The 26652-nt window shown below is 46.3% G+C and carries 24 protein-coding genes; 16 read left to right on the top strand and 8 right to left on the bottom strand.

Features of this window, described 5'->3' with window-relative positions; all coding sequences use genetic code 11:
• The coding region (locus tag KSP24_RS21505) for a Ger(x)C family spore germination protein (RefSeq protein ID WP_216976613.1) at positions 1 to 691 on the top strand (691 nt) is incomplete at its 5' end.
• A gap of 74 nt (positions 692 to 765) precedes the next feature.
• Here KSP24_RS21505 and KSP24_RS21500 read toward each other — a convergent pair.
• A complete protein-coding gene (locus KSP24_RS21500) occupies positions 766 to 1314 on the bottom strand; it encodes a PadR family transcriptional regulator (RefSeq protein WP_216976611.1) in 549 nt (182 codons plus the stop codon).
• Positions 1315 to 1474: 160 nt separating this feature from the next.
• Between KSP24_RS21500 and KSP24_RS21495 the strand changes: the two genes are divergently transcribed.
• The gene (locus KSP24_RS21495) at positions 1475 to 1966 is read left to right on the top strand and encodes a phenolic acid decarboxylase (protein ID WP_216976609.1); all 492 of its coding nucleotides are present in this window, start codon (positions 1475 to 1477) and stop codon (positions 1964 to 1966) included.
• 107 nt (positions 1967 to 2073) lie between these two features.
• On the opposite strand, the gene KSP24_RS21490 is transcribed toward KSP24_RS21495, so the two are convergent.
• The 3 genes from KSP24_RS21490 to KSP24_RS21480 form a co-directional block, all read right to left on the bottom strand.
• A complete protein-coding gene (locus KSP24_RS21490; protein ID WP_216976607.1) occupies positions 2074 to 2520 on the bottom strand; it encodes a hypothetical protein in 447 nt (148 codons plus the stop codon).
• Between the two features lie 271 nt (positions 2521 to 2791).
• Entirely contained in the window at positions 2792 to 3187 is a 396-nt protein-coding gene (locus KSP24_RS21485; protein WP_013369312.1) for a winged helix-turn-helix transcriptional regulator, read from the bottom strand.
• Between the two features lie 163 nt (positions 3188 to 3350).
• The gene (locus KSP24_RS21480; RefSeq protein ID WP_216976605.1) at positions 3351 to 4694 is read right to left on the bottom strand and encodes a glycoside hydrolase family 30 protein; all 1344 of its coding nucleotides are present in this window, start codon (positions 4692 to 4694) and stop codon (positions 3351 to 3353) included.
• 214 nt (positions 4695 to 4908) lie between these two features.
• Here KSP24_RS21480 and KSP24_RS21475 point away from each other — a divergent pair, with 214 nt between their 5' ends.
• The 7 genes from KSP24_RS21475 to KSP24_RS21445 all read left to right on the top strand — a co-directional run bounded on the left by KSP24_RS21475 (position 4909) and on the right by KSP24_RS21445 (position 10680).
• Positions 4909 to 5589, top strand: coding sequence for a response regulator transcription factor (locus KSP24_RS21475; RefSeq protein ID WP_040102177.1), 681 nt, complete (start codon positions 4909 to 4911; stop codon positions 5587 to 5589).
• Complete coding sequence (locus tag KSP24_RS21470) at positions 5586 to 7355, top strand: sensor histidine kinase (protein ID WP_216976603.1); 1770 nt, start codon at positions 5586 to 5588, stop codon at positions 7353 to 7355. The genes KSP24_RS21475 and KSP24_RS21470 overlap by 4 nt, the downstream gene beginning before the upstream one ends.
• 23 nt (positions 7356 to 7378) lie before the next feature.
• Positions 7379 to 7888, top strand: a complete 510-nt coding sequence (gene pssA, locus KSP24_RS21465; RefSeq protein ID WP_025677988.1) for a CDP-diacylglycerol--serine O-phosphatidyltransferase — start codon at positions 7379 to 7381, stop codon at positions 7886 to 7888.
• A 22-nt stretch (positions 7889 to 7910) separates the two neighbouring features.
• Positions 7911 to 8405 (top strand): DedA family protein, encoded by a 495-nt coding sequence (locus KSP24_RS21460; RefSeq protein ID WP_013369317.1) that lies wholly within the window; start codon positions 7911 to 7913, stop codon positions 8403 to 8405.
• A gap of 89 nt (positions 8406 to 8494) precedes the next feature.
• A complete protein-coding gene (psiE, locus tag KSP24_RS21455) occupies positions 8495 to 8911 on the top strand; it encodes a phosphate-starvation-inducible protein PsiE (RefSeq protein WP_013369318.1) in 417 nt (138 codons plus the stop codon).
• A 55-nt stretch (positions 8912 to 8966) separates the two neighbouring features.
• Positions 8967 to 9974, top strand: a complete 1008-nt coding sequence (locus tag KSP24_RS21450) for an AI-2E family transporter (RefSeq protein ID WP_013369319.1) — start codon at positions 8967 to 8969, stop codon at positions 9972 to 9974.
• Positions 9975 to 10119: 145 nt separating this feature from the next.
• Positions 10120 to 10680: an NADPH-dependent FMN reductase gene (locus tag KSP24_RS21445; protein WP_129548679.1), complete on the top strand. Its 561-nt coding sequence runs from the start codon at positions 10120 to 10122 to the stop codon at positions 10678 to 10680.
• Between the two features lie 66 nt (positions 10681 to 10746).
• Here the strand turns inward: KSP24_RS21445 and KSP24_RS21440 are convergent, their stop codons facing one another.
• Entirely contained in the window at positions 10747 to 11664 is a 918-nt protein-coding gene (locus KSP24_RS21440) for a ketopantoate reductase family protein (RefSeq protein ID WP_216976628.1), read from the bottom strand.
• A 404-nt stretch (positions 11665 to 12068) separates the two neighbouring features.
• Between KSP24_RS21440 and KSP24_RS21435 the strand changes: the two genes are divergently transcribed.
• The 3 genes from KSP24_RS21435 (at position 12069) to KSP24_RS21425 (ending at position 14185) form a co-directional block, all read left to right on the top strand.
• The gene (locus KSP24_RS21435; protein WP_216976601.1) at positions 12069 to 12440 is read left to right on the top strand and encodes an MmcQ/YjbR family DNA-binding protein; all 372 of its coding nucleotides are present in this window, start codon (positions 12069 to 12071) and stop codon (positions 12438 to 12440) included.
• Between the two features lie 120 nt (positions 12441 to 12560).
• Positions 12561 to 13187 carry a nitroreductase family protein gene (locus KSP24_RS21430; RefSeq protein ID WP_216976599.1) on the top strand — a complete coding sequence of 209 codons (627 nt, stop codon included), beginning with the start codon at positions 12561 to 12563 and terminating at the stop codon, positions 13185 to 13187.
• A 38-nt stretch (positions 13188 to 13225) separates the two neighbouring features.
• A complete protein-coding gene (locus tag KSP24_RS21425) occupies positions 13226 to 14185 on the top strand; it encodes a ring-cleaving dioxygenase (RefSeq protein WP_216976597.1) in 960 nt (319 codons plus the stop codon).
• Positions 14186 to 14300: 115 nt separating this feature from the next.
• Here the strand turns inward: KSP24_RS21425 and KSP24_RS21420 are convergent, their stop codons facing one another.
• Together KSP24_RS21420 and KSP24_RS21415 are read right to left on the bottom strand one after the other, a co-directional pair.
• Entirely contained in the window at positions 14301 to 17660 is a 3360-nt protein-coding gene (locus KSP24_RS21420; RefSeq protein WP_216976595.1) for a DEAD/DEAH box helicase, read from the bottom strand.
• A 169-nt stretch (positions 17661 to 17829) separates the two neighbouring features.
• Complete coding sequence (locus tag KSP24_RS21415) at positions 17830 to 18780, bottom strand: macrolide 2'-phosphotransferase (RefSeq protein ID WP_058711692.1); 951 nt, start codon at positions 18778 to 18780, stop codon at positions 17830 to 17832.
• 334 nt (positions 18781 to 19114) lie between these two features.
• On the opposite strand from KSP24_RS21415, the gene KSP24_RS21410 reads away from it, so the two are divergent.
• Positions 19115 to 20203 carry a site-2 protease family protein gene (locus KSP24_RS21410; protein WP_058711691.1) on the top strand — a complete coding sequence of 363 codons (1089 nt, stop codon included), beginning with the start codon at positions 19115 to 19117 and terminating at the stop codon, positions 20201 to 20203.
• A 150-nt stretch (positions 20204 to 20353) separates the two neighbouring features.
• Here the strand turns inward: KSP24_RS21410 and KSP24_RS21405 are convergent, their stop codons facing one another.
• Positions 20354 to 21268, bottom strand: a complete 915-nt coding sequence (locus tag KSP24_RS21405; protein WP_013369328.1) for an AraC family transcriptional regulator — start codon at positions 21266 to 21268, stop codon at positions 20354 to 20356.
• A gap of 273 nt (positions 21269 to 21541) precedes the next feature.
• Here KSP24_RS21405 and KSP24_RS21400 point away from each other — a divergent pair, with 273 nt between their 5' ends.
• The 3 genes from KSP24_RS21400 to KSP24_RS21390 all read left to right on the top strand — a co-directional run bounded on the left by KSP24_RS21400 (position 21542) and on the right by KSP24_RS21390 (position 26547).
• Positions 21542 to 23548, top strand: coding sequence for a beta-galactosidase (locus KSP24_RS21400; protein ID WP_216976593.1), 2007 nt, complete (start codon positions 21542 to 21544; stop codon positions 23546 to 23548).
• A 135-nt stretch (positions 23549 to 23683) separates the two neighbouring features.
• Positions 23684 to 25483 carry a sensor histidine kinase gene (locus KSP24_RS21395; protein WP_216976591.1) on the top strand — a complete coding sequence of 600 codons (1800 nt, stop codon included), beginning with the start codon at positions 23684 to 23686 and terminating at the stop codon, positions 25481 to 25483.
• Positions 25480 to 26547, top strand: coding sequence for a response regulator transcription factor (locus KSP24_RS21390; RefSeq protein ID WP_216976589.1), 1068 nt, complete (start codon positions 25480 to 25482; stop codon positions 26545 to 26547). Before KSP24_RS21395 ends, KSP24_RS21390 begins: the two co-directional genes overlap by 4 nt.
• Positions 26548 to 26652 lie beyond the last annotated feature (105 nt).

Here is a 26652-nt window from a genome sequence, read left to right as displayed (position 1 = left end):
TGGTCAGATTCCTGCCTATATTTTAAAGGATATTTTCCAAAACCGGAAACGGAACGCACGGTTGATAAAACCCATGGCCTTTGTTAAAGTGATTGGACCCATGAAGGGTGAAAGAAGCTTTATATTGCCCAATGTCATTACAGCAGAGAATGAAATCAAGCTTGCAGGTGCGGGAATCATTAAGGGAAAGACGCAAACATACGGTGGTTATCTGAATGAGTCAGAGGTTGAGGGTCTTATGTGGATCAAAGGCGATCTGAAGGGAGGCGTGCTGAAAAGCAGCGATCCGAAGACCGGTAAAAATATAGCATATGAGATCAAAGCGGTGAAAAGCAAGATCAAGGCCATCGTTCAGGGGGATGACATTTTCTTTCAGGTAAAAATGACCTCAGAGGGACGCATTTCGGAGGTGCATATAAAGCATGAAAATTTACGCAACAACAATGTGCTTGGACAAGAAGAGAGTCTTTTTCAGGAGAAAGTGAATTCATTAGCTGAACAAACCGTAGCTAAAATGCAAAAACTGAAGGTTGATGTCGGAGGTTTCGGAGAAGCCTTGAGGATTCAACATCCTAAAGTTTGGCGTAAGGTCAAAGAGGATTGGGATACCACCTTTAGCACCATTCCCGTAAGGTTTAGCACAGATATTCATATTGAAGATTACGGCTCTTCGATTACGACGGCAGACTGAGGAATTTCGTTTGCACCTGTTATGGACAAACCTTCAATACCACGAATCTAGGTGGCATTGAAGGTTTTTTAAGTCTATTTAAATAGGGATAGTGTTTCTTTCAGCCACGTAATATAGCTTTCTTCCCGATTAATAGCACGACTCAGCACTAAATAATGGCCGAATTGACTAGATCCGGGCACTTGAAGGTTCTCGTCCAGCCGTTGAAGGGATTTCTTACTTTCGTACAGGTATTCCAGCTTTTCTTCTCGTTTGGCAATCTGGTCCTCGAACAAGCGCTTGCTTTCTTCTTTGGGGATGGCTGCTGAGAAATACAGCATAAGCATAAACTCATCCTTTTCTGTTTCCGGTAACTCTTTGGGGCTTAGCAGCCATGCAGTTAGCTCCTGTGTCCCTTTGGGGGTTATACAGTACAGCTTCTTTTCCAGCTTGGCTCCTGTAATGGACGTGCGATATTCAATGAGTCCCTCTTCGGTCAGCCTTTTAAGCTCGGGGTAAATCTGACTGTGCTTGGCGCTCCAAAATTGTCCGATTTCCTGCTTGAATTGGCTCGTAATATCATAGCCGCTCATTTCCTCTTTGTGAACCAGACCCAAAATGGCATATTTTAATGTGCGTTTCAACGTTGTTCTCCTCGCAATGGGTATTTGACAATAGTATATCACAGCGCTACAATTTATATGTATCATAAAACATGTTTATATTTACATGTTTGAATGATTGTTTATTATTTTGGAGTCTTGTTTAATTCATAAACTCATAATAAGGAAAGAAGGATGCAAGATGGACAAGTTTATCGGCAGTCACATGATTTACACCTATGAGAATGGCTGGGAGTACGAAATATATATTAAAAATGAGGATACGATTGATTATCGCATTCATAGTGGGATGGTAGGCGGACGCTGGGTACGTGATCAGAAGGTCAATCTGGTGAAGCTGGTAGAGAATGTGTATAAAGTATCGTGGACTGAACCGACAGGCACAGACGTTTCCCTGAACTTTATGCCTGAGGAGAAACGGATGCATGGCATTATTTTCTTCCCTAAATGGGTTCATGAGCATCCGGAAATCACGGTGCGCTACCAAAACGATTTTATTCCGCTGATGGAAGAATCGCGTGAAAAGTATGAAACCTATCCGAAGTATGTGGTTCCTGAATTTGCGGATATTACCTTCATCGAAAATGCAGGTGTAAACAACGAACTATTAATCTCCCAAGCGCCTTACGCTGGAATGACAGACGACATACGCGCAGGGAAGCTGCAAGTGTAATCGAAGTTTGTTAATGGAAGTTGTACAGCCTGAGCCTGTGGTAAGCAGTCTCAGGCTTTTTTACGTGAACTGGAGAGTGGATTGCTTAATGGAGTGGTGGACGATAGCTAGAATGAATAGTAGACCAGTCCATGCTCGATAAGATATGAACGACTAATCCGAAGGGGGAGGACGGTCGCTGTTGGGGAGAGAATGTACGAGTTCGCATGGGCAGTCAGATCGGATAGGGCAGATAGAGCCAACTCTGTTTTAATAGGTCCCCAGTGATCAGCGCGGTGCTTAATATATTGTTCAGCCTCGGTCAAGGAGAGACCTTTGAGCAAGGTAAATACGGAAGCCCAGCGGACAAGGTCAAAGGTGCCTTTAATTTCAGGCAGCTTATATTCCGCCAGGCCCTGAGCGCCGTTACACGACATAGTAAGCAAGCCGCAGCAATGATGTTGATACTGTTCCGGGTTAGGAAATTGACGATGGTCATACTGGATAATTACCATGGAACCAATGCATAATTGCGTCGTTTGGAGCGTTGAGGGCTGGGCAAGCGTCGGGCTCATACTGGAACGGCCTCCTTCTTGGATTCACTGTAATAGGGATGAAAGAATCATACGTCACAGCGGATGTAATGTAAATCATGAATACAAGCGTAAAACAAGAATATGTAGCGGAAAACCGATTTTAATGGCAATGGAAACGGATACTTGTATCCGTCTCTTTCATTATCTTGACGATGGTCTTTATATTACAAAAAAACAACCCCAGGTCATCCCAGGGTCGTCTTTATGAAAAATATATTTCTGCATTTTACAAAATGCTTGTTTAGCTGAATCACACGGGTGTTACATCCTGAATCACTTCTTCTTTTTCTTCTTTCCAGATCACGTTCTCGCGATAGTTAGATCCCCAATCGTACATCGCTCGCAGTACCGGAATTAAGCTTTCACCATGCTCGGTCAGTGAATATTCCACATGTGGAGGGACGACAGGATAGACTGTACGCAGAATGAGTTTATCTTCTTCCAGCTCGCGTAATTGGTTGGTCAGCATTTTTTGCGTGATGTGAGGGATCAGCTTCTTCAATTCACCGAATCGCTTGGTGCCTTCCATACCAAGATGCCACAAAATAATCAGCTTCCATTTGCCACCGATGACCGCGAGAGTCAATTCTTTATCACAATTAATCAGTTTCAAATCAATCCGGTCTTTTACAGTTGTGATGTTCATCGACCTCCTGTCCGTAGTTATTCCAAGTATACTATGTATAACTACAGTACGCAAAAGGAGATACATCCATTTTGGAAACTATGCATACGATGGGATACGAATCGACTGAAATCACAATCTGATGATGTGCGCCAGACTGGAAGCTTCCAGAAATCTACAACGGTTAAGCAGGAATAACGATGGTGTTAAAGGACTCCGGCTCCAGCTCCAAACGGTGTGTTGTTTCTCCGACAGACAGATTCAGCACGCGAGATTCCTTAAACGGGTTGGCGATGACCAGAACCTTTTGTCCGTCTGTATTTTGAAAAGCAACCGCATTTCCAGCCCATGAACCCCGAATTCCAATGCGTCTGGCCCCTGGTAATACAAAATGAGAAAAGTGCTTCATAACGTAATATTCCGGGTTCAGAATAGGTTTTCGATTCGCTGGATCTACGGTGATCATCGAATTTTGCTCCCAGCCCCATGTGCTCTTCCCTTTCGGCTCCAAAACCATATTCCAGTAAATATAAGCATTCACACCATTGGTGAAATAGTGCTGATACAGGTTATATACATATTTGGCGTAGTCCCATGAGTTTTCTCCGTTTCCGCATTCATTTTCGGTCTGCATGTAACGAAGCTCAGGATAGCTGGCTACGGTGCGCTGAATGGCATTTTTGCCTGCCCACTGATAGCCTACACCTTTAATATATTTATAGGCCTCGGGGTCACTCAACACGGTGTGGGCATACTCATCAAATCCGGTCGACGTCTTTTTCATTAATTCCTCCCACGGATCAGGGGCGTTAATGGTACCCAGCCAAATCTCTGTATCCAGCCCATGTTCCTCAAAAGCGGGCCCCAAATAGTCGCGAATAAATTCACGCAGCTGTTCTCCGGTCCATACACAGGAAGGGAACTTCTGATCGGCAATGACTTCATTTTGAACATGAACCTGGTGAATCGTAATGCCTGCCTTGCGGTATGCCTGAACAAATTTGACAAAGTACAATGCATACGCTTTCAAAATATCCTTTTCCAAGCGCAGTGTGCCGTAATTGTAAGCTTTGGGTGATTTCATCCATGTCGGCGGACTCCAGGGTGAGGCGAACAGCTTCAAGTCTGGATTGAGTTGTAACGCTTCCCGAATAAAAGGTATGAGATATTGCTGATCGCGCTCAATGGAAAAGTGCTTCATCTCCATGTCGCCGTCCGTTTCATTGTGGCTGTACCATTCCAGCGCGTAATCACTCGCTCCAATAGGAAGTCGGCAGATTGTGAATTTGTGCTCGCCCTCCGGGTGAAAGAGAGCATGAAGCACCTGCTCTCGTTCTTCGCTGTCCAAATGATTCAGAGCTACATAACTCAATTCATTAAAACAGCCGCCAAAGCCCTCGACGAGCTGATATGCTTCTCCCGTAAGGGTTAGGTTGGCACTCTCTTGGGTTTCGGTCAAATGATGAGCTTGGGATTGCCAAGCATTAGCTTTGGAAGTGGAAAACCACTGAATGGTTGGATTGCTCATATGTTACCCTCCTGTTCAGGCTTTTTGTATCTCTACATATTATAGGGTAGGATTTTAGGGGAAGAGATGGTCTGAGCGAAGACAAATTTGCCCTAATCCAAGGTGAAATTTGCGGATGGGAAGTTTCTGTAGATAAAAAAGTAGTGAGAACACATAAAGTACACATCTCTTTGATATGCTGTTGTCCTAGAATGACCGAAAGAGGGAAGTCGATTTGAATAAAAGAGTTCTTCTCGTGGAGGATGAAATACGTATTCGTGAAGTGATTGCGGATTATTTTAAACAAAATAATTGGGAAGTCTATGAAGCAGGCAATGGAAAAGATGCACTCCTCTGGTTCGATTCGGTGCAACCGGAACTAATTATACTCGATATTATGATGCCTGAGCTGGATGGCTGGGAAGTATGCCGTCAGGTACGCAGCCGTTCAGGGGTACCGATTATTTTGCTGACGGCCAAATCCGGTGATGATGATAAAATATTGGGCTTTGAGCTAGGGGCAGATGATTACGTGACCAAGCCTTTTAGTCCCAAGGTGCTGATTGCCCGCGCGAACGCGCTGATGAAACGGGTGGAGGGGCATGTGCAGCCGGAGTCGCATATTTTGCGTTTTGGCAGTGCTATGCTCAACACGATGGCTCATCGGCTTGAGGTGGATCAGGCGGAAGTTGAATTGACGCCCAAGGAGTATGAGTTGCTGCGGCTGCTTATACATAATAAAGGCATCGTTGTTTCACGGGATGCGATACTGAACCGAGTGTGGGGTATCGATTTTGAAGGGGATACACGAGTTGTCGATACGCATATCAAAAAGCTGAGAAGTAAGCTGGGCCGTGAATCACGCCATATTCGCACGGTTTTTGGCACAGGCTACAGGTTCGAGGAGGAAGAATGAACAAACGGGGAGTTACCTTTAAGTTGTTCATTATGACAGTTGTGTTTTTCCTGTGTTTTTACGGTATGGTGATTTTAAGTCAGCTGCTGTTTTTTGAGAATTTTTACCAGAAACAGAAGATTGGGCGTGTGGAAAGCCGTTTGCAAAGCTTCGGTCAAAGTTATGTCCAGGAGGCTTGGGGATCGGGCAGGGTTTCGCGTGAGGCAGCCCGCTTCATGCTTCAGAATAAAAACCAGTTGGCGATTGTAACGTTGGACGGCAAAGTAAAGCTGGATGATGCGTTTCATATCAGTCTCAGAAAAGCAGATGGTAAAGTCGTTAAAATATCGCTGTCTCTATTTATGAGTGAGCACGGAGATGAGCTGAGAGCTGCCCGGATTCAGCCTGGTGATCAGGTCACTGTGGAAGGTGAGATGTTGGGTTCTGACGGCATCTCTTCTGCCAATTTAATTTATCCAACAGGCATACAGAAGCTCGGTTTCAAAAATATAGGTTTAAACTCGGAAGAGACAAGCACAAATGACAGTGTAAGGCTGTCCGGTACGGTGACAGAGATTGTACTGCCGGATCTGAAAACCTGGAGCCAGCGTCAAGGCCTGCTGTTTAGTGCGCTGGAGGAATGGTTTCCTTTATCGCAGGATCATCTGGAGAGACTCAAAAATTTTGAAGTGTTGGAAGATGATTGGACAGAACCTTGGACAGGGGTACGAAATGCAGTTATCGTCCATCCTGTTCGTCAGAGCACAGGCGAGATCGATCTCTTGTTCACTGTGACATCGTTGCAGGAAATCAGTGAGACGAATGAGGCTCTACGCTGGTTTTATCTGTACCTGGGGATCGGCGGTTTTGCACTCATTCTGATTTTGTCCCTGTTCTATTCCCGAATGGTAACCCGTCCGCTCATTACTTTGAATAATACCGCCAAGCGGATGGCCAAGCTCGATTTTACAGCCCATACGCCAATCCGGCAAAATGATGAGCTGGGCAGCCTGTCCTACAGCATGTATACCCTGTCCCAGAACCTGGACACAGCTTTGCGCGAGCTTCAGGAGGCCAATCAGCAATTGGTCGAGGACATGGAACAGAAGCAGAGGATGGAGGCTGTGCAACAAGACTTTTTTGCCAATGCTTCTCATGAGCTGAAAACCCCGTTAAGTATCATCAAGGGATTCGCAGAAGGACTACAAGATGGGGTTAGCGCGGGGAAGCAGGATCATTATATGAAGGTCATTGTAGAGGAAGCGGACAAAATGGAGCGATTGGTCAAGGATATGCTAGACCTTGCCAAATTGGAGTCTGGAACCCTCAAGCTTCGCAAGGCGACCTTTATCCTGAGTGAGCTGGTGGAGGAGGTTGTGGATAAGCTATTCCATCTGTTGAAGGAGAAGAAGCTGGAAGTGGTTATTATTCCTGCCAATGAGCTGCCGATTCATGCCGATATAGGATGGATGGAACAGGTGATTATCAACTTTGTTGTCAACGCCATACGGCATGCCGAGGAAGGAAGCTCCATCACGATTCGTATCGAAGGCTCTGGGGAAGTCAATACGTTTTCCATTGAAAATAAGGGTGAGACCATCCCAGACGATCAGTTGGAGCTGATATGGAATCGTTTTTACCGAGCCGAGCTCTCCCGTAGCCGTCAGACAGGTGGGACAGGACTCGGGCTATCGATCGTTAAACGAATTCTCGATTTACACGAATTCCGCTATAAGGCGGAGAATACCAAGGACGGCGTCCGTTTTGTCGTTATATTCGGAGGCTAAGCTACGGCAAAGGAGTTAAGAGTATGAAATGGAATTGGTTGCCCTCACTATGCACGATTGCAAACCTGGGGGCAGGGGTCTTATCCCTGTATTTCACGATTCATGAGCAATACATGACCGCTTTTATTCTTGTGGTGGTGGCTGCTTTATGGGATGTATTAGACGGTTTGCTGGCAAGGCTGCTGCATTGCTCCAGTGATTTTGGCAAACAGCTTGATTCGCTGGCGGATGTGGTCTCATTTGGGGTTGCCCCTGCTTTCTTGATCTTGTTATACAAGCTGGGAGATACTCATTGGATAGGACCGCTTGTAGCTGTGTTGTTTGTGATATGCGGTGCGGTGAGGTTGGCAAGATTCAACCTGATGGCTTTTAGCAAAGGCTTTGTGGGCATGCCCATTACGGCCGCAGGTGTGATTTTGTCCTTTATGTTTTTATGGAGTGAGCATTTGAAGCCGGGGTTGTTGCTGGCTCTCATGGTAGTGCTGTCATTCCTAATGGTTAGCCGTATTCCCTTCCCGTCCTTCAAAAAATAATCGGTCAGGAGGTGGCGTCCCTATGGAATGGGCCATCAGCATGATTACACAATACGGATATATCGCTATTTTTGCACTTCTTGCCCTTGGAATTATAGGGCTACCCGTTCCTGATGAAATTATTATGGTGTTTGTCGGCTATCTATCTTCTATCATGGTACTGAATTATTCCCTATCTATATTAGTCAGTTTCATTGGGGCGATGACAGGGATGATGATCAGTTACACGCTAGGCAAAAAGCTGGGTCAGCCATTGGTAGATAAGCACGGCAAGTGGGTGGGACTGACACCGAAGCGGTTTGCACGGGTAAAAGGATGGTTTGCACGCTTTGGGTTGTGGACCATTTTGTTCGGTTATTTTATTCCAGGAGTCAGACATGCAACAAGCTATTTGTCGGGGATTAGCGCGATGCCTGTCCGAAAATATATGCTGGTGGCCAGCGCCGGTTCTCTGGTATGGACACTGATCTTTATCTCTATTGGTTACATTGCGGGGGCGAATATAAATTTTCATTAAGGTGACCGCAAAAGTAATGTAGCATTTTTCATGTATTGCACCGATAATATAATATAAAAGAACCTGTACAACCAGTGAGGGGATCTGTATTGAATGCACTAATGAAGTATATTGAAAAGTTACCTGGTTTTCTGCAAATAATCTTGAACATCTCGCTGTTTCTGGTCGGGCTGATTTTAAGCTTCTTACTTCTAAAAGAAACATGGTCCATATTTTCATATGTGTTCTTGTATACAGAAGCCGACAAAAATTACTATGAATTCACGGAAGAACTGCTTGTATTCTTCTTGTATTTTGAATTCATTGCATTAATAGTTAAGTACTTTAAAACCAATTTTCATTTTCCATTACGTTATTTCATCTATATTGGGATTACGGCCGTCATCAGGCTCATTATTGTGGACCATGATGATGCTCAAAATACATTCTGGTGGTCCATTGCTATCCTAGTCATGGTAGGTTCTCTATTGATTGCTAACAGTAAATTATTAAAGAGAGAAAGTTAATGCCGAGGAAGATTGCAAGGGTGACAGTCAAGTAGGAGAGAGGGAATAAAGACGAATGGTAAGAAACTGGATGAATCATGCAGGCGTCAGGCGGGCAGCTGTCCTTGCGATAATCGTTTTACTGCTCTTTATGTTAAGAAGCATGATGAATATTATTTTGTTAACACTGTTGCTTACGATCTTGATTGGCAGTATATATAACGGTGTGAATAAGCTGATCAAGCGGTTCGCCAATGTGCCGCCTATGATCGTGCTGCTACTGGTATACGGGTTGCTGATCCTGATTATCGTGTGGGGAGTTTACCGAATGGTGCCGCTAATCAGCGTACAGGTCAAGCAGGTGTATCTCATGATTCAGCAAGCCTACATGTATCCTGATCGTAACCAATGGAACGAAACGATTATTGAATTTATGGACACGCTTAATGTTCAGCGGTTATTTGAGCCTGGCTGGAATGCGGTAATGAAAATCAGCCAACTGGGAACACAACTGCTGGTATCGATTATTTTGAGTTTGTTCTTCCTGATGGAAAAATCCTATATTACACGCTTTACAGCTACGTTTGTGGATAGTAAGCTGGGTTGGTTCTTCAAGGAAGTGGGCCATTTTGGACGCATGTTTCTGGGTACATTCGGGAAGGTGCTGGAAGCTCAACTATTAATTTCACTCATTAACTGTATATTGACGACGACAGCTCTTTGGATTATGGGTTTTCCCAATCTGCTCGGCCTCGCGCTCATTATATTCTTGTTGGGGTTGGTGCCAGTGGCGGGCGTATTTATTTCCCTGATCCCGCTCGGTCTGATTGCTTTTAGCGTCGGAGGAATCAATTATGTGATTTACTTGGTTATTCTGATCGTAGTTATTCATGCGATTGAAGCCTATTTCCTGAATCCGAAGCTGATGTCATCCAAAACCAATTTACCGATCTTCTTCACCTTTGTTGTATTGATCTTCTCTGAGCATCTAATTGGGGTGTGGGGCTTGATTGTAGGTATTCCGTTGTTTGTCTTCTTCCTTGACTTGATTGGAGTACAACGCAAGCAAGAGAAGGATACCTAATATATTCACGACAGATACGAACATAGTAGTGACTATGGATTCTTCATCACGAATGCCTGCGAAGCCGCAGGCATTTTTTTTGATTTTCCTGGCGTTGACTGTAGTACACTGAGTATCAAGATTAGATCAAGTGAAAAGAAACGAGATGATAAGGATGGAACAAAAGATTAAGGTATTGGCTATATCGGGGAGCCTTCGTCAAAAGTCTTCCAACACCGCGCTTATGAAGGCTACTATTGGATTGGCTTCTGAAAATATATCATTCATAGTTTATGATGGATTGGGGGATCTGCCCCATTTTAATCCTGACTTGGATGTAGAGGAGGGGCCAGCTTCCGTAAGAGAGCTACGGGAGCAATTGAAACAAGCCGATGGAGTGCTGATCTGTACGCCTGAATATGGGAATGGTGTGCCGGGTACTTTGAAAAATGCCTTGGACTGGCTCGTATCTTCAGGTGAATTTGTAAACAAGCCTACAGCGGTCATTAGCGCTTCACCGTCCCCTATGGGCGGCAATCTGGCTCATGCTTCGCTACTGCTCACATTGCAAATGATCAATGCAGAGATTGTGGGAAATGGAAAGGTCATTATTCCGCATATCACATTGAAGCTGAATCAAGAAGGCATCATTACAAATGCTGAAACTAGACAGGAGCTGGAAGCATTACTTCAAGGGCTTGAGCAAGTTTGCCGAGGAAAGGTATAGGGAAATTCAAAGCAGATCCTTCATTATAGAAGGATCTGCTTTTTCGGATGGCCACCTACTTCGTATTCAATTCAATAAGCTCTCATAGACCTTTAAGCGGGCATACACCGTTTCAAGTATCGGATATGAAATATTACTGTTAGAAGCCAATGCCAGAAGTGCACCATGCAGATGGCTTGCTTCAACCGGTAGATTTTTCTGCATATCACGTTGCATGGAAGACATCATCTCAGGCTTTAAGGAATCCATCGTTTTTAGCGTATGTGCTTCCATTTCTGAATGAATAGGCATATCTGCATTGCGTGCGATTGTGACGATCTCATGCAGTAGCCTTTTATAGATTGCACGCGATTCGGGCGTGGCGAGTATAGGTCCGACGGAGGTACCCATCAGGGTTGTGATTCCGCTCATGCTGGCAATAAATATATACTTCTGCCAAATTTCACGCTGAATGTCATGACTGTGTGTGACTGTGAAGCCTGCATGATCAAGATGGCTACATAGTAGTTGCGCCCGCTCTGAGTTTCCTCCATCCCATTCACCAAAAACAATGCGGTGGAACGGGCTTGTCTGAACGATAGAGCCTTTGTGATTTAACGTCGTTTCAATATAACAAAGCCCACCCAGCACTTTTTCAGCTCCGAAATATTCACGCAAAGATTTAAAATGTTCATAACCGTTAAGTAACGGAAGAATCATTGTATTTTTGCCGATATAAGGCGCTAGATCGGGCCGCAATGGAGGCAGGTGGTACGCTTTGACCGCGAGAATAATACAGTCAAATGGCTCAGTAGCTTCACCATAGGTAATAGCCTGGATCGGTGTCTGAAAATCTCCGTGCACACTTTGAATTATAAGACCGTTTTCTGCCAAATGAAGCTTCTTGGAAGGGCGGACGAGAAAGGTTACATCTTCTCCCTTTTGAACCAGACGTCCCCCGAAATAGCCTCCAATAGCACCTGCACCCACAACTAGAAACCGCATCATAGGGTACCTGCCTTTCCTAACTTAGTTTTTGAAAAACAAAAAAACCTTCCAGCACGTTGCTGAAAAGGTCCGAAAGGCAAAAAAAGAGTCAATTTGCGACCGTTCTTTTGTCTCGGTCCTTTCGGATCAGAGCAAAATCCAACGAGTTCACCTCCATAGGCTCACGCTTATACTTATTAAATTGCATCTTACCAGAGTACCGTTCGAATATATCGATACAGCCTCTCAGGGAAGTATACCAGAATATAGGGTTCCTGTCCCATATAAATCCAATCTGAAACAGCGTGTGTGTGATGATATCCATAAAGCACGAACCTAGTGTATATGGAGCGTTTAGAGGTGATATAATAGGGCGCAATAGGTTTATAGACCGATAACTTGGAGCAGAGGAGAGAAGGCTGATGTTTGAGCAAATTGTAGCGTATGGTCTGAGTCAAAAAGAGGCTGTTAAGGATTATCCATTTGGTGTTGATCCCCTGGTACTAAAGGTAGGGGGCAAGATGTTTGCTCTCCTGACTGAAAAAGATGGCATTACCCACGTATCCTTGAAATGTGATCCGGTCATTGCAGAAAACCTGCGCGAGCAGAACAAGACCATTAAACCAGGCTATCATTTGAACAAAAAGCATTGGAATACGATAGAGGTTGATAACAGCTTCCCGTTGGAGGATTTGTACAGCATGATCGACCATTCGTATGAGCTGGTCTTCAAGGGCTTAACCAAAGCGCAACGCGAAGCGATTACGATGAGGATACGGACAACGGATCTGTAAAGGGCTGGTAAAGCACTTACATAACACTTTTACAGTTTTACTTGACAGAAAACAACTAAAGATATATTCTTAATTTAAAGATAATTTATTTGAAAATAATATCAAGGAGTGGACCTGAATATGAGCGAACTGGTGAATGTTATTCAAGAGAGAAGATCGGCTTCTAAATTTATTCCTGATGTTACTATAGATGCAAAAGAACTGGAAGAGATATTTCAGCTGGTGAAGTTCGCTCCATCGGCTTTTAATTTACAGCATGCGCGTTATATCGTAGTGCAGGATGCAGAAATCAAACAAAGGCTGCATGATGAGGCAAGTAAGCAGTATAAAATATTAACTGCTTCGGCCACCATTATAGTGCTGGGTGATACAGAGGCTTATACCAAGGTAGCTGACCTCAACGAAGGGTTCCTGAATTTGGGTGTTCTGAGCAAGCAGGAATATGATAGCACAGTAGAATCGGTAACTCAGTTTTATCGCGAGCGGGGACCTGTCTTCCAGAGAGAAGAAGCAATTCGTAATGCCAGCCTGTCGGCTATGCAATTTATGTTGATTGCCAAGGACAAAGGCTGGGATACTTGTCCGATGATCGGTTTTGACCCGGCGAAGGTGCAGGAAGTACTGAATATCCCAGAGCAATTTGTACCCGTGATGATGATCACCTTGGGAAAAGAGGACGAATCAGGTCAGCGGGCAAGAGGATATCGCAAACCAGTTGGACAGTTTGTTAGCTACAATAGATTTTGAAATTTGTAAATCATCATGTTCATTAAGGAGTGACTGAGATGTCTTTGAAAACCGCTGGAATTCACCATATTACGTCCTTTGCAGGCGATCCGCAGGGCAATGTTGACTTTTATGCAGGTGTGCTTGGTTTGAGATTGATCAAAAAGACAATTAACTTTGACGCTCCAGAAGTATATCACTTGTATTTTGGGAATGAAGAAGGCAGCCCGGGAACGATCATTACCTTTTTTCCGGCTCCGGGTACACGCAAGGGTAAAATTGGAGGCGGGCAAGTTGGGATTACGACGTATGTCGTGCCGCTGGGCTCGCTAGATTACTGGGAAAACCGTCTGCACAGCTTGAAAGTATCCTTCACGAAGGCTACTCGCTTTGGCGAGTCATTCATCCAGTTCCGAGACAATGAGGGCTTGCATCTGGAACTGGTGGAGCGCGAGGAAGGCCCGGTGAACACGTGGACAGCTGGAGGCGTGCCTACAGATAAAGCGATCAAGGGCTTTGGAGGAGCAGTGCTCTACAGTGCGGATTCCAAGCACACCCAAGGCGTGCTGGAGAATGTTCTGGGCATGACTCCCATCGGTGAAGACGCAGATGCGGGCTATATCCGTTATCAGACGACTGGGGATTTGGGCAACCTGATCGACATTCCAGTCAAGGATGTACCGTGGGGGAACGGCGGCGCCGGTACGGTTCACCATATTGCGTGGCGCGCGCAGGACGATACCGAACATCAGGCGTGGAACGAATGGGTTCGTCAGCATGGTTTTGGGACGAGTGGCATTGTAGATCGCCAATACTTCAATGCCGTATACTTCCGCGAGCAAGGCGATATATTATTCGAGATCGCAACCGATCCGCCCGGATTTACGGTGGATGAGGAATTGAATGAGTTGGGGCACAAGCTGATGCTGCCTGAATGGTATGAGCCTCAGCGCGCCCAGATTGAATCTAATCTGGTTCCCATTGAGCCTAGAGTGCTCAAACAGGATGAATCGGTTTGAGCAGGAAAATCACATATGGAACATTAAAAGGTCCAATGCGGGAAGATTTCCACCCTCATTGGACCTTTTGGGTTCTGAAGTGTCAGTATCGTAAAAATAAGCGTGGAAGAGCTGGTTAGATCATGAGCAGCTCACGAATCTCCAGCTCGGTCAGTGCTGAAAGGCTTTCTTGTCCCGGCTGAATGACCTGGTCGATCAGGTTTTTCTTTTTTTGCTGTAGCTCATACATTTTGTCCTCTACCGTACCTTGGGCGACGAGCCGAATAACCTGCACAACTTTTTTCTGGCCCATTCGGTGTGCACGGTTGGTAGCCTGCTCCTCTACAGCGGGATTCCACCACAGGTCATATAGAATAACGGTATCTGCGCCGGTGAGGTTCAGACCCGTACCTCCTGCCTTGAGGGAAATCAGGAACAGCTCGCGTTCTCCTTCGTTGAAGCGACTGCACAGCTCGACTCGTTCGGGGGCAGGAGTCTGTCCATCCAGGTAAAAGTAGGGAACCCCTTCACGGGAAAGCTCGCGTCCGACCATTTGAAGCATCGTAGTGAACTGTGAAAAAATAAGCATCCGCTTCCCGGAGCCGAGACATTCCGTAATAATCTCCAGCAGTTGTTCAAATTTAGCCGAGCTTCCCGTATATCCTTCTATGAATAAGCCCGGATGACAGCAGAGCTGACGAAGCCGGGTCAGACCTGCTAGAATTTTGATCCGGTTTTTCTGAAATCCTTCTTCGTTGAGATGCTTCAACGTTTCATGCTGTAGCTTGGCCAGATAAGCCGTGTACAACTTTTTCTGATCCGGCAGAAGCCGTGATACCTGCACGGATTCGATTTTTTCCGGCAGTTCCTTAAGAACATCGCTCTTCAGACGGCGCAGCAGGAACGGACGAACCCGCTTGGCAATCACATTGCGAGGCAGGTTGTGAAACGCTCTTTTTCCGCCGGGAAATAGCTCAGGAAATACAACGTCGAAGATGGACCATAGTTCTTCCAACGTATTCTCGATAGGCGTTCCTGTCAGGGCAAAGCGGTAACGGGCTTGTACATCCTTAACTGCCTGTGCCGTCTGGGTGGCATGATTCTTGAACGCTTGCGCCTCGTCCAGAATAAGCGTATGAAACGATGGCTTGCTGTACACCTCTGCATCGCGCCGTAGCAGCGGATAGGATGTAATAATGACGTCATAACTGGCGCCATCCCGTATAATCCGGCCTCGCTCCTCCGGGCTGCCATCGGCAATAGTGACGCGGATATGCGGGGCGAATTTCTCCAGTTCATTCCGCCAATTGTACACCAGTGATGCAGGGGACACAATCATGGCTGGAAGCTGTTGACTGCGAATCTCCGGCAATACAGAGACGAGGAAGGCAATGCTTTGCAGCGTTTTGCCCAGCCCCATATCATCTGCCAAAATGCCCCCAAAACGGTAATGTGCCAAGGTCTTAAGCCATTGAAAACCGTAGACCTGATAATCTCTTAAGATTGGGGCGAGCGTGACGGGTACGGGAAAGTCAAGATGATCAGGATTGCGTATATTTTCTAGCAGCTGGCGAAAGGTTTTACCCAAGGTCAGATTTTCCACATGATCGTGAGGATCAATCAAGTACAGCCCCTGTGTGACTGGGATCCGAATTTGCGCTGCATCCAGATCGCTTTTGCGGATACCTGTTTCGTTCATGAACCGAATTAACTCCTTGTACTCCTCTGTTTCTAGCGGTAGCAAGGCGCCATTCGGCAGACGGTGATATCTCTGTTTTTCTTCCAGCGATTGGAGCAGCTTGCGAATTTCCGATTCTGGTATACCCTCAATATCAAATTTAAATTCAAGCCAATCTGTACGTTCGTCCCATTCCGCTCGTATTCTTGGGACAGGTAGCGTATTATTGATTTTCGCTTTGACTGCACCTGTGGCATAGACGTCCAGTAGCTTTTCCAGTTGCGGAACAGTATGGTACAAAAAGTCATACTCTGCATCTTCATCTTCCATAAAATATCCGCTGTCTGTTCTGGCGAAGGAGCTATGCTCCATCAGTTCCAAAATCCGCTGCTCCTGTTCCCCATCACGTATCAGAATACGATCGTTACCTGGCGTTCGAGCATCTGTTTCCAACGGGTTGATGATGATGTCTCCATATTGGAATTCCAGTCCTGCCAGCAGCTTGTCTCTTACCCGGTCCAGATACAGTTTGGCCTTCAACGGATGCTGGGCCACCCGATCTGAGACAGCACGTGTCATATGGACACGTCCAAGCTTCATTAACCCGGGCACGACCTTATCCATAAATGATTCCATCTGTTCTGGTGCAATCTGGACTGCTCGTCTGTGATGTACTTCGACCATCCGCTTGAGCTCGGACAAACGCCGTAAGGAATCAGCCTTTTGTTTTACAAGCTTACCATCGGCAATTATGACACCGTAGTCCTCCATGATGGTCAAGTCATCTAATCCTTGAATGCTTAGCTGGTAGCCTTCGCTTGTGGCTTCGGTCTCATCAAATTCAAATTGCAGCGGAAGCATCAGGTCGGACTGGGGGATACCTTCGCTCATGTCTCCGTGAATTTCAAAGTAGACGCCCTGTGCTGCTGTCAGCAAGGGGAGCAGCCTATCCCAGGCCGCGGGCGGGATGAGAAGCATTCGCTCACCACTCATATGACTGCCGGAGGATGAATACGTACCAGAGGTTTCCCGAATCATGCGCTCCTGGTGGCACACCTGAGATAATTGCTGGAGGATAGCGTCATGTTCAGCTCGGAAGCGGTACAGCTCCGGCTCGTAAGAGAAGCTTTTCGTGAACATGTAGCTATCCCCACGGTCGATACTATCCAGAAACGGGCGGATTTTCTGAACGATGTATAATCGTTTGGGTCCAGCCTTCATTTCCAATCCAAACATATATTTTTGGTAACCGTAGGCAAAAGGCCGGATGACAAATTGAAAATCCAAGATCGCGCGGGTATCCAGCAGCGCAGGTGTGCTGCGAAGCGGTCTCTTGCGGCCGAATAGTTTTAACATACTGTCGGTCAGCTGGAGATCCCCTTGTGTGATGCCTGAGGATCGTGCTGTTCTGGTAGTGTGTTCATTTGAGGCATCTGTAGACATCCCGTCTTCACCCATGCTTCCCGCTGGATCTGGGGCAATGCCGGGATGAAGTCTGGAGACATAGGAACGTACGGACACACTTTTCCCACGTCGCATATCATAGGCATTTAGGAGAACAGCGGCAATATGTTTGCAATAACGTCCAGTGGTCTGAAATGAGCTACAGGTGCATTCCGCGCGGATACTGCCGTTGGGCCGGATCATCGCAGCAACAGCATAAAAGCCGCTTCCTTTGACTGTAGCTTCATACACACCTTCATTATGATCTATCTGTGTAAAGGCCACCTTTTTGGCCCGGTAATAGGCATCCCCGTCGTCGTAAGCAGATTGACTGCATAGTTGTCTGATCGCTCGCCGGGTAAGTTCAAAACTCATGGTTCGTAATCCTTTCCTGAGTTATTCCGTTTTCTACATGATAACAGAACAGACAGGGGGAAAGACACTTGAGTACGGAATGTAATTTTACGAACAAGGAGAGAGGACAGAAAAAAAGCAGGCCTTGGTCCGTCATTGAACCAAAGTCTGCCAGGTGGCTACAGCTATATTATATGTCGGGCAGTCCTTCTTCTTGCTTATGGACACCCAGCGCGTTACGTGCCATCTCCATATATTCATCTAGTCCGGATTTGAGGGCGAATTCGGCGATAAGCACAGGGTAAGCCGCGGTCAGTTCAATGATGTGTTCGCTCATACGCGGCCATACACGTCCGCCTGCTGCCTTGTAAAACTTCAATAGACGAGCAAGCTCTACTTCTCCGAACAAAGTATAGTAACTCGTAAAATCAATCGCTGGATCAGCTACTTCGGCCTCGGTCCAGTCCAGCATTCCAGTAACCTCTGTATTCGATGAGACTAGAATATGGCCTGGGTGCAGATCGCCGTGGACAAGAACGGAATATTCCGGCCAGTAGCTATCATCTGCCAGCCAGGCCTGCCATCGTTGCCACAGCTCCCCGGATACACCAAAGACGCGCCGTGTTTCTTCCATTCGCTGAGCCATTAAGTGCCGAACTTCGTCGTGATGCTTTACACGGATACCGAAATCGGTTGCCCGTCGGTGATCCGTCTGGTGCAACGCGGCTAAGGCTTTAGCGAGCGAAGCAACGAATCTATCTGTCAGAGCGTCAGGGTTGATGAACCATACATAGCTTTTTGTTTCCATATCAATAGTAGCGGCAGGAGTGCCCTCCAGCTGAGGATAGGCGATGAACTCTGGACTATATACTTGCCAATCCGGTACCGCTACAGGAAGCATATCACGAATCAACCGAAGCACTTTGTGCTCGTAAGCGGCTGATTGGATCACATCTATTCGTCGCGGTGTACGTAGAACCCAAGGGGTACCCTGAACGTCTTTGGCGAATAGGGCCCGGAAATCCAGCCCGGACTCGTTGAGCTCCAATCCTTCATGTCGTATGTGAAGCCCGTTGCTTTGGGCAAGGGCCAATATATCGCTAACATCTTTTGAGTTAGTCAAGGGACGGTTTTCAGTCATATGAAACACACCTCATTGTTCAGATTTAGTCTTAAAAAAAGACAACTTAAACAAGCGTCAACCCTTCATGTGAAAAACAGGTTGAGCTTCATGGAGAAGTCTATCCTTTTATCTGAGACGCATGTAGTGAGTACACATGAATGAGCAAACCTCCTTTTACAAAATAGGGTATCTAACCCAGCACCAATATACCATTCGACATTGGCAGATGTCTACAATATACGGAATAATGTACATAGCTTCCCAAGTTCGCTTATCTGTGGGTTAGAGAAGTTTTTACAACCTGCACATTGCAAGATACAATGGAAGTATTAGAGAAAGGAGACGGATACTTTTGCAAAAAGAAGACAATAAAACCGATTCCAAATCCGGCTCATCCAAATGGTATCTTGGTAGTGCAGCAGCATTGCTCCTGTTGAAAGGCAAATCGTTACTTGCCCTTTTAAAATTCAGTAAATTTGGCGGTGCGCTGATCTCTATGGCATTTACGATTGGCACGTATGCGATCATATACCCGTGGGGATTTGCGGTTGGGTTCGTGTTGCTGTTATTTGTGCATGAGCTGGGGCATGTATTGGCTGCCAAACGCAAGGGGCTTCCGGTGTCGACACCGTTATTTATTCCTTTTCTCGGTGCGTTAATCACCATGAAACGACATCCTTTGGATGCCCAGACAGAGGCTTACGTAGCCATGGGCGGCCCGTTATTGGGGACGGTTGGGGCTATGGTAGTATACGCAGGAGCGTATGCAACAGACAGTCCACTTTTGTATGCACTAGCATATATCGGTTTTTTCCTGAACCTGATCAATTTGCTGCCGATTCATCCGCTCGATGGAGGACGGATTTCTACAGCAGTGACACGCTGGTTATGGCTGGTGGGCCTACTGGGTGGGATTGTAGTGATTGTGTATTTGAAATCCATTTTATTTTTCTTTATTTGGGCATTATTTGCCTATGATTTATACAAAAAATATGTCAAACGCAATAAAAAAGACGTCAAGGTTCAGTCGTTATTACAGAAGCCGCTGGTTGACGTACAGCATTTGTATGAGCAAGGATATCCGCTGCCTGGGCCGGAGCATACGCGCAGACTATCCTTTAATACCTACTCGGATCTGGAGGGGCAGCAATATGTAACGGTATATATGGAAAGTCTGGATGTGGAGCATACGCTTCTGCTGCCCCAGCAGTGTCTTGTCCAGCATGTATGGCTGAACGGTGTAGAACATATACCGACCCCGGATGCGTATCAGCTCAGATTGCTGTGTGGGATTGACTACATTCCGTTTGAAAATGATAAATATTACGAAGTACCCGCTGCATCACGGTGGAAATTCGGAATCGGGTACTTGGGATTGGCCTTATTCCTGATGGGGATGATGTATGTAGTACATCAGCACATAGGAGATATCAGGCTATGATTCGCAGGATAGGAACTTCACTATCAATATAGATTATTAAGGCAATGAAACTCATCAGAAAGTAAAAAGAGCGCGACAGCCGAAATATACGGTGTCGTGCTCTTTTTCATATGATTAACGCAGTGGAGCCATTGTTATCCTTCCTTATGTCTAGCTCCTTTGCTCATCCGTAATCGGTTTTAACGTCTGGCGGTATTTTAGCGGGCTAGTACCTGTCCAGCGCTTGAACTGTCTGCTGAAATGAGCCAGACTGGAGTATCCCAGTAGGGAAGCTACCTTGTTTAGCGGTAGATTGGGTTGCTGGATCAGCACCTTAGCCTCATGCAGCTTGGTCTCCGATAGATAGTGACGTGGTGAATAGCCGTAGACCTTGCGGAACACTTCCTGCGCATAGCCTGGACTGATCCCAAGGGAAGCCGCCACATCTTCAAGTCGGAACGTCTGCTCACCAGATTCATCCCCCCGATAAGGCTTGAACCTCGATTGAATTGCTTCCATAATGGCCTTGGCATATTGAACGGATGAAGGTGCAATTCTCGGCTCCAATCCCGTAGAAATCATTTGCGAGAATATCCCGAATAGCTCGAACAAAGCAATCTGCATGCGAAAGCGATCCGCTGTCGTATATTCTCCGTTCTCCCGCACCATGCTAATCCAGCTATGGACCACCTTTTGCAGCTTGGTATTGGTTTCAGTGCCTGCCGGGAAAAAGAGCTGATTGTTCTTAATCATTTCTTGACGGAACAGCGGATCATCAACATTAAAATGGGTGCTAAAATAATACATTCCATCCGGGGATACACACTGAGTTACATGCTTGAATCCTGGTGGAATCATTAAAATATCACCCTTCCCCACCGAGTAGACGTTATTCTCCATAATGGTTTCCTGACGACCTTCTAAAATGAGTGCAATTTCAAAACCGATATGAGATTCCTCGGGCATGCACCAATCCGCTTTGACCCGATGAATATGAGCGCCAAAAAATTTCACATTCCAGTCGATAATGGGCAGCCATTGACAATCATGGAATAGAGCTGGATCAACATCCGGATTTAATATCATCAGATCACCTTCGATTAGGGCAAATTTTACACCGCTTAGACAATCTCATTGTACCTAACATTCATCTATAATAAAAGAGCGCTTACAAGTGCTGTAATACATGCTTTTACATAAAAAATCGTTTATATATAGTATTTTTGAAAGCGGCACCATATTGTAATCAGGAAGAGCTATGTTTCGAATATAGCGCAGACTGGACAGGGTTTACATGGATATTCGCACTTTATGCTGGTGCTTGGTGTAGGAGCATTAAACTTATTGGAGGACGACTCGATGAAAAAGCTATTGTACGGTGTTGCTTATTATGATGAATATATGCCTTATGACCGTTTGGACCAAGATATCCAATTGATGAAGGATGCAGGAATCAACGTAGTGCGGATAGCCGAATCCACCTGGAGTACACATGAACCGCAGAACGGAGTGTTTGATTTTACCTCCGTGGATCGGGTGCTGGACGCCATGCATAAGGCGGGTATTGAGGTCATTGTGGGCACGCCGACCTATGCCGTACCCACATGGCTGGTGAAGGAGCATCCCGATGTCTTGGCGACAACACCTCAGGGACCGGGCAAATACGGGGCTCGTCAGATTATGGACATTACGAACCCGGTGTATCTGATCCATGCTGAGCGAATCATACGCAAGCTGATTGGACGGGTAAGCCAGCATCCGGCGGTTATTGGCTTTCAGACAGACAACGAGACGAAGCATTACCATACGAGTGGTCCCAATGTGCAATTACAGTTTGTGAAGTATTTGCGGGAGCGGTTTGAATCACTGGAGGAGCTGAACCGCAAATTTGGACTGGATTACTGGAGCAATCGCATCAATAGCTGGGAGGACTTCCCTTCGGTGGTCGGAACGATTAATGGAAGCTTGGGCGCGGCCTTTTCCCAGTTCCAGCGCAAGCTGGTGACGGACTTCCTGGCCTGGCAGGTCGCGATTGTCAATGAATATAAGCGGGAAGACCAATTTGTTACACAAAATTTTGATTTTGAGTGGAGAGGTCATTCCTTTGGAATTCAGCCGGACGTGGATCACTTTGCTGCATCTGAAGCGTTTGATGTGACGGGTGTCGATATTTACCATCCATCACAAGATGATTTGACTGGAATTGAAATCTCTTTCGGTGGTGATGTGGCACGTTCGACAAAACATAATAATTACTTAGTGCTGGAAACGGAGGCGCAGGCGTTTACACACTGGGTTCCTTATCCGGGACAATTGCGTCTGCAAGCGTTCAGCCATCTGGCTTCCGGGGCCAATATGGTAGCTTACTGGCACTGGCATTCCATTCATAATTCCTTCGAAACCTACTGGAAGGGTCTGCTTAGCCATGATTTTGAACCGAATCCTGTGTATGAGGAAGCACAGACGATAGGGAAGGACTTTGCAAGACTGTCCACGCATCTGGTCAATCTGAAAAAGAAAAATAAAACAGCTATCCTGGTTAGCAACGAAGCGTTGACATCCATTAACTGGTTCAAGTTTAATATGAACAGCCCACTGAATTACAATGACATCGTACGCCGTCTGTATGACGAGCTGTATAAGCTGAATATTGGGACAGATATCATCCATCCGGGTACAGAATCGTTTGATGACTATGATCTCTTGATCGTTCCGAGTCTGTATTCTGCGCCAGATGCACTGCTGGAAAAGCTGAACCGATATGTCGAGCAAGGTGGTCATGTGGTATACACGTCCCGCAGCGGATTTACCGACGAACATGTGCAGGTGAGAACATCGCAGCAGCCGGGCGTGATTAGCGAAGCGTGTGGTATTCATTACAGCTTGTTTGTGGAGCCGAAAAATGTGACACTCAAGGATAATCCTTTTAATGTGGCAGAAGAGGACAATCAGGTAGATACGTGGATGGAGCTGATAACGCCGACGACTGCCGAAGTATTAGCCTATTACGATCACCCGCATTGGGGCAAATATGCTGCGATTACGCAAAATCGCTATGGTCAGGGAACGGCGACCTACATCGGCTGTATCGTCAGTTCGGCGGTCATCCGCGAATTGTTCAGCTCTGTAGCCAAAAAGGCAGGCGTATGGGGACTGGATCAGGAAGCTTCTTATCCGATCATTGTTAAGTCTGGTACGAATGATTTGGGACGAACGATCCGGTACTATTTTAACTATTCCGAACAAGCAGGCTCGGTGGTGTATCCGCACGGGGACGGCAAGGAGCTGATCGGAGAGCAGGCGGTTACCCATGGACAATTGCTCCAATTGAAGCCTTGGAGTGTTATAATTATCGAAGAAGCGTAAATGATGAATAATGAGTTGAAATCGACGTACGAATAATACAGAATAGGTATCCCGCCGTAACGATCCGGCACATTGAAGCGCCCCTGCGAATTGCGGGGCGTTTTCGCATATGGCTGAATAGAGGAGTGCATCGCTATGCCAACCCGAGCAGCCCACTGGTTCCGGGCGCTGACTGCCCCGTATCGACGCAGTATTCAGCTCAAGCTGATTTTGACGATGATTGTTTTATCTGTGCTGCCTGTCATTGCTGTCACGGTGCTGGCTGTGGAGAAAAGCAGAGCATCTATGGAAACCGAAGTGGTCGAGACGAACATGTCCAATATGAAATGGACGGGCATTTATATCAGCGACCAGTTAGATCGTCTGAATCATCTGATTTACAGCATTCAGATCAGCCCTGATCTAAGCGATTATTTGAATGAACGCGAGCCTGACAATCTTTCAAGCCAATTTAATGCTCAGCGAAAAATGTTGAATACGCTGGCGAATGTATATTATTCAGCCGGGAGTCATGTCATCGGTATTCAGCTGTATCTGAAGCAATCGCAAACCCTGTTTACCTTTAATAGTATGCAAAATGAAATTACGACAGTGGGCAGTATTCCCTCGCAGTACGCCGAGATGTGGCAAGCGAACAAGGATTATTCGATTCGATCAAGCCCTGCTGATCCTGATCGCTTTACACTGACACGCAGTATTCGGCGTTTTGAAGACCAGAAGCAGACGGGGGCTATTTCATTGGAGGTGCTATGGTCACAATTTGATCAGACGCTGGGTCTGTTGGGACGTGGGGATCAGCACCAGGTATTGATTACAGATGGGGATGGCAGGGTCATGTATCCAGCGCAGGCTCGTCAGTCGCCTCCTCCTCCAGGAGTACTGACAGCTCTTCGTGATGTTAAGCCGGGCCACGGGATGCTTCAAACTGCCGAACATTATGTGTTCTACAATGATCTGGATGTAGTTGGACTGAAACTGGTCAAAATCGTACCGACTTCCTCCATTAACCACAGTGCCTTTTCAACCATGCTGTATGGTATTGCCGTAGGCGTGATTTCAATCCTGGTTTCCATCTGCATTGCCGTTTTCATCGCATGGCGGACTGCACGCCCGATTGTCCATTTGGCGCGTTCGGTGCAGGAGCTTGATATGATCAAGGGGCCAGTTGGAGAGCCAAGTACACGACCGGATGAAATTGGGTTACTGGAAAGAAGTCTACATGGGATGGCAGGCCGAATACGCGAGCATATCCAGACAGAATACAGTATCAATTTGCAAAAAAAGACGGCTGAATTGAAAGCGCTCCAGGCGCAGATTCATCCTCATTTTCTGCAAAATACGCTGCAAATGATCGGAAGTATGGTGTTTTCGCAAAAGCCGGAGGATACCTATGAAGTCATTCGTTCGCTGAGTGAGATGTTCCGTTACGTGGTACGTGAGCCTCAGGATATGGCCTCTCTGCGTGCAGAACTCGATCATGTGGGACATTATATGCGTATCCAGCAGCGCCGTTTTCCGCAAAGATTAGTATTTCAGGTGGAGACAGAAGAGCAGGCGATGGATATTCGTTTGCCCAAGCTATCGCTTCAACCATTGTTGGAAAATGCGTTTCAGCATGGTCTTGATCGCAAGGCAGGGGCGTGGCGAATGGCAATCCGCGTGGAAATTATGAAGGAAGAAGTGTGCATTACGGTCAGCGATAATGGTAACGGTATGCCCCCGGACAAGCTGGAGAAAGTTCGGGCTAAGCTGGAAAACGCATCGGAGGAACCAATTTGGGCGCAGGGCAGTCATATCGGATTAAGCAATGTGGCTTCACGCATACAAATGAATTTTGGAGTGCATTATGGAGTGACTATAGATAGTGAGCAGGGAGTCGGTACATGTGTCACTATTCGTATTCCATTTATCTCAGCAGAGGAGGGCAAAATATGATCAGGGTATTAATCGTTGACGATGAGCCGTGGAACCGCGATATTTTGAAGACATTTGGCACATGGGAAAAGCTTGGAATGGTAGTAGTGGGTGAGGCTGAGGATGGAGACGAGGCATTCAGGCTGGTCGGGGAGTTAGCTCCCCACATTGTGATTACGGACATGCACATGCCGGGTGCGGACGGAGTAGAGCTGCTGCAAGCGCTAAATAACCAATGTCCTGATGTGAAAATCATTGTCGTGAGCGGTTATGATGATTTCGCGTATGCCAAACATGCGATCCGTTACAAGGCTGTTGATTATTTGCTCAAGCCTGTCAATCCTGTCGAGCTGAATGCGGTGCTGCTCAAATGCAAAAACGATCTGGAGGTCAAGGCGGCCGAACAGCAGCCAGAAGTAAGAGAACTGGATTATGAGTTTTTCCACAAGTTAACCCGGTATAAGCAACTGTTGCATCTTTATTTTAATGAATTGAATCGTGACGGGGTGAACTTAACATGCAGGCAGGTTGTGCAGGAGCTGGAGAGTTATGAAGCACCAAGTCAACCTATGCTGGGCAGGCTGGTGCAGGAGCTGCTTTCCCTGCTGAAAGAGCTGTCAGCGGATAACGGGCTGGATACTTCTACGGCAAAGGAACGATTTCCGCTTTCGCAGGCTGCCCTATCCTCTGTAGAACATGCGCTGGAATTCGTATCGTCATGCTATGTTCAGGAACTGGATCAGCTGATTCGGCAACGGAAATACAAAAATAAGCTGAATTTGGAGGAGGTACGACGGTATATCGACAGTCATTTTGCTGGGCCGATTACACTGGAGCAGTTGGCGAAAAACTTTTTTGTGAGCAAGGAATATATGAGCAAGGTATTCAAGCAGGAGTATGGTCAGAATGTAACGGACTACATTGTAGAACGGAGAATGGAAAAGGCGCGGGAATGGCTGTCTAATAAACAGATTTCAATTAAAGCCGTTGCAGAGATGACTGGGTATGAAGATGTGTCTTATTTTTATCGGGTATTTAAAAAGCATTTTGGCATGGCCCCCGGTGAAATGAGAAAGGAAGTTTAAAAAAATCCAATCCAATAAGTTAAGGGTGTCCAATGGCAGAAGTGACCTCCCATCCTATAATGAAAGCGTATACAAAATGAGATTTTCAACTTAGGGGAGGTCATT

Source organism: Paenibacillus sp. AK121, assembly GCF_019042715.1.
In the GTDB taxonomy this organism is placed as follows: Bacteria; Bacillota; Bacilli; order Paenibacillales; family Paenibacillaceae; genus Paenibacillus; species Paenibacillus polymyxa_C.
Note: the sequence above shows the minus strand (reverse complement) of the source record. Positions and strands in the feature narration are given on the sequence as shown.

Excerpts from the sequence above, each read along its gene's own strand:
- KSP24_RS21495 (WP_216976609.1), top strand. The coding sequence starts at position 1,475 with ATGGACAAGTTTATCGGCAGTCACATGATTTACACCTATGAGAATGGC.
- KSP24_RS21490 (WP_216976607.1), bottom strand. The coding sequence starts at position 2,520 with ATGAGCCCGACGCTTGCCCAGCCCTCAACGCTCCAAACGACGCAATTA.
- KSP24_RS21485 (WP_013369312.1), bottom strand. The coding sequence starts at position 3,187 with ATGAACATCACAACTGTAAAAGACCGGATTGATTTGAAACTGATTAAT.
- KSP24_RS21480 (WP_216976605.1), bottom strand. The coding sequence starts at position 4,694 with ATGAGCAATCCAACCATTCAGTGGTTTTCCACTTCCAAAGCTAATGCT.
- KSP24_RS21470 (WP_216976603.1), top strand. The coding sequence starts at position 5,586 with ATGAACAAACGGGGAGTTACCTTTAAGTTGTTCATTATGACAGTTGTG.
- pssA (WP_025677988.1), top strand. The coding sequence starts at position 7,379 with ATGAAATGGAATTGGTTGCCCTCACTATGCACGATTGCAAACCTGGGG.
- KSP24_RS21460 (WP_013369317.1), top strand. The coding sequence starts at position 7,911 with ATGGAATGGGCCATCAGCATGATTACACAATACGGATATATCGCTATT.
- KSP24_RS21450 (WP_013369319.1), top strand. The coding sequence starts at position 8,967 with ATGGTAAGAAACTGGATGAATCATGCAGGCGTCAGGCGGGCAGCTGTC.
- KSP24_RS21445 (WP_129548679.1), top strand. The coding sequence starts at position 10,120 with ATGATAAGGATGGAACAAAAGATTAAGGTATTGGCTATATCGGGGAGC.
- KSP24_RS21440 (WP_216976628.1), bottom strand. The coding sequence starts at position 11,664 with ATGCGGTTTCTAGTTGTGGGTGCAGGTGCTATTGGAGGCTATTTCGGG.
- KSP24_RS21435 (WP_216976601.1), top strand. The coding sequence starts at position 12,069 with ATGTTTGAGCAAATTGTAGCGTATGGTCTGAGTCAAAAAGAGGCTGTT.
- KSP24_RS21430 (WP_216976599.1), top strand. The coding sequence starts at position 12,561 with ATGAGCGAACTGGTGAATGTTATTCAAGAGAGAAGATCGGCTTCTAAA.
- KSP24_RS21425 (WP_216976597.1), top strand. The coding sequence starts at position 13,226 with ATGTCTTTGAAAACCGCTGGAATTCACCATATTACGTCCTTTGCAGGC.
- KSP24_RS21420 (WP_216976595.1), bottom strand. The coding sequence starts at position 17,660 with ATGAGTTTTGAACTTACCCGGCGAGCGATCAGACAACTATGCAGTCAA.
- KSP24_RS21415 (WP_058711692.1), bottom strand. The coding sequence starts at position 18,780 with ATGACTGAAAACCGTCCCTTGACTAACTCAAAAGATGTTAGCGATATA.
- KSP24_RS21405 (WP_013369328.1), bottom strand. The coding sequence starts at position 21,268 with ATGATATTAAATCCGGATGTTGATCCAGCTCTATTCCATGATTGTCAA.
- KSP24_RS21400 (WP_216976593.1), top strand. The coding sequence starts at position 21,542 with ATGAAAAAGCTATTGTACGGTGTTGCTTATTATGATGAATATATGCCT.
- KSP24_RS21395 (WP_216976591.1), top strand. The coding sequence starts at position 23,684 with ATGCCAACCCGAGCAGCCCACTGGTTCCGGGCGCTGACTGCCCCGTAT.
- KSP24_RS21390 (WP_216976589.1), top strand. The coding sequence starts at position 25,480 with ATGATCAGGGTATTAATCGTTGACGATGAGCCGTGGAACCGCGATATT.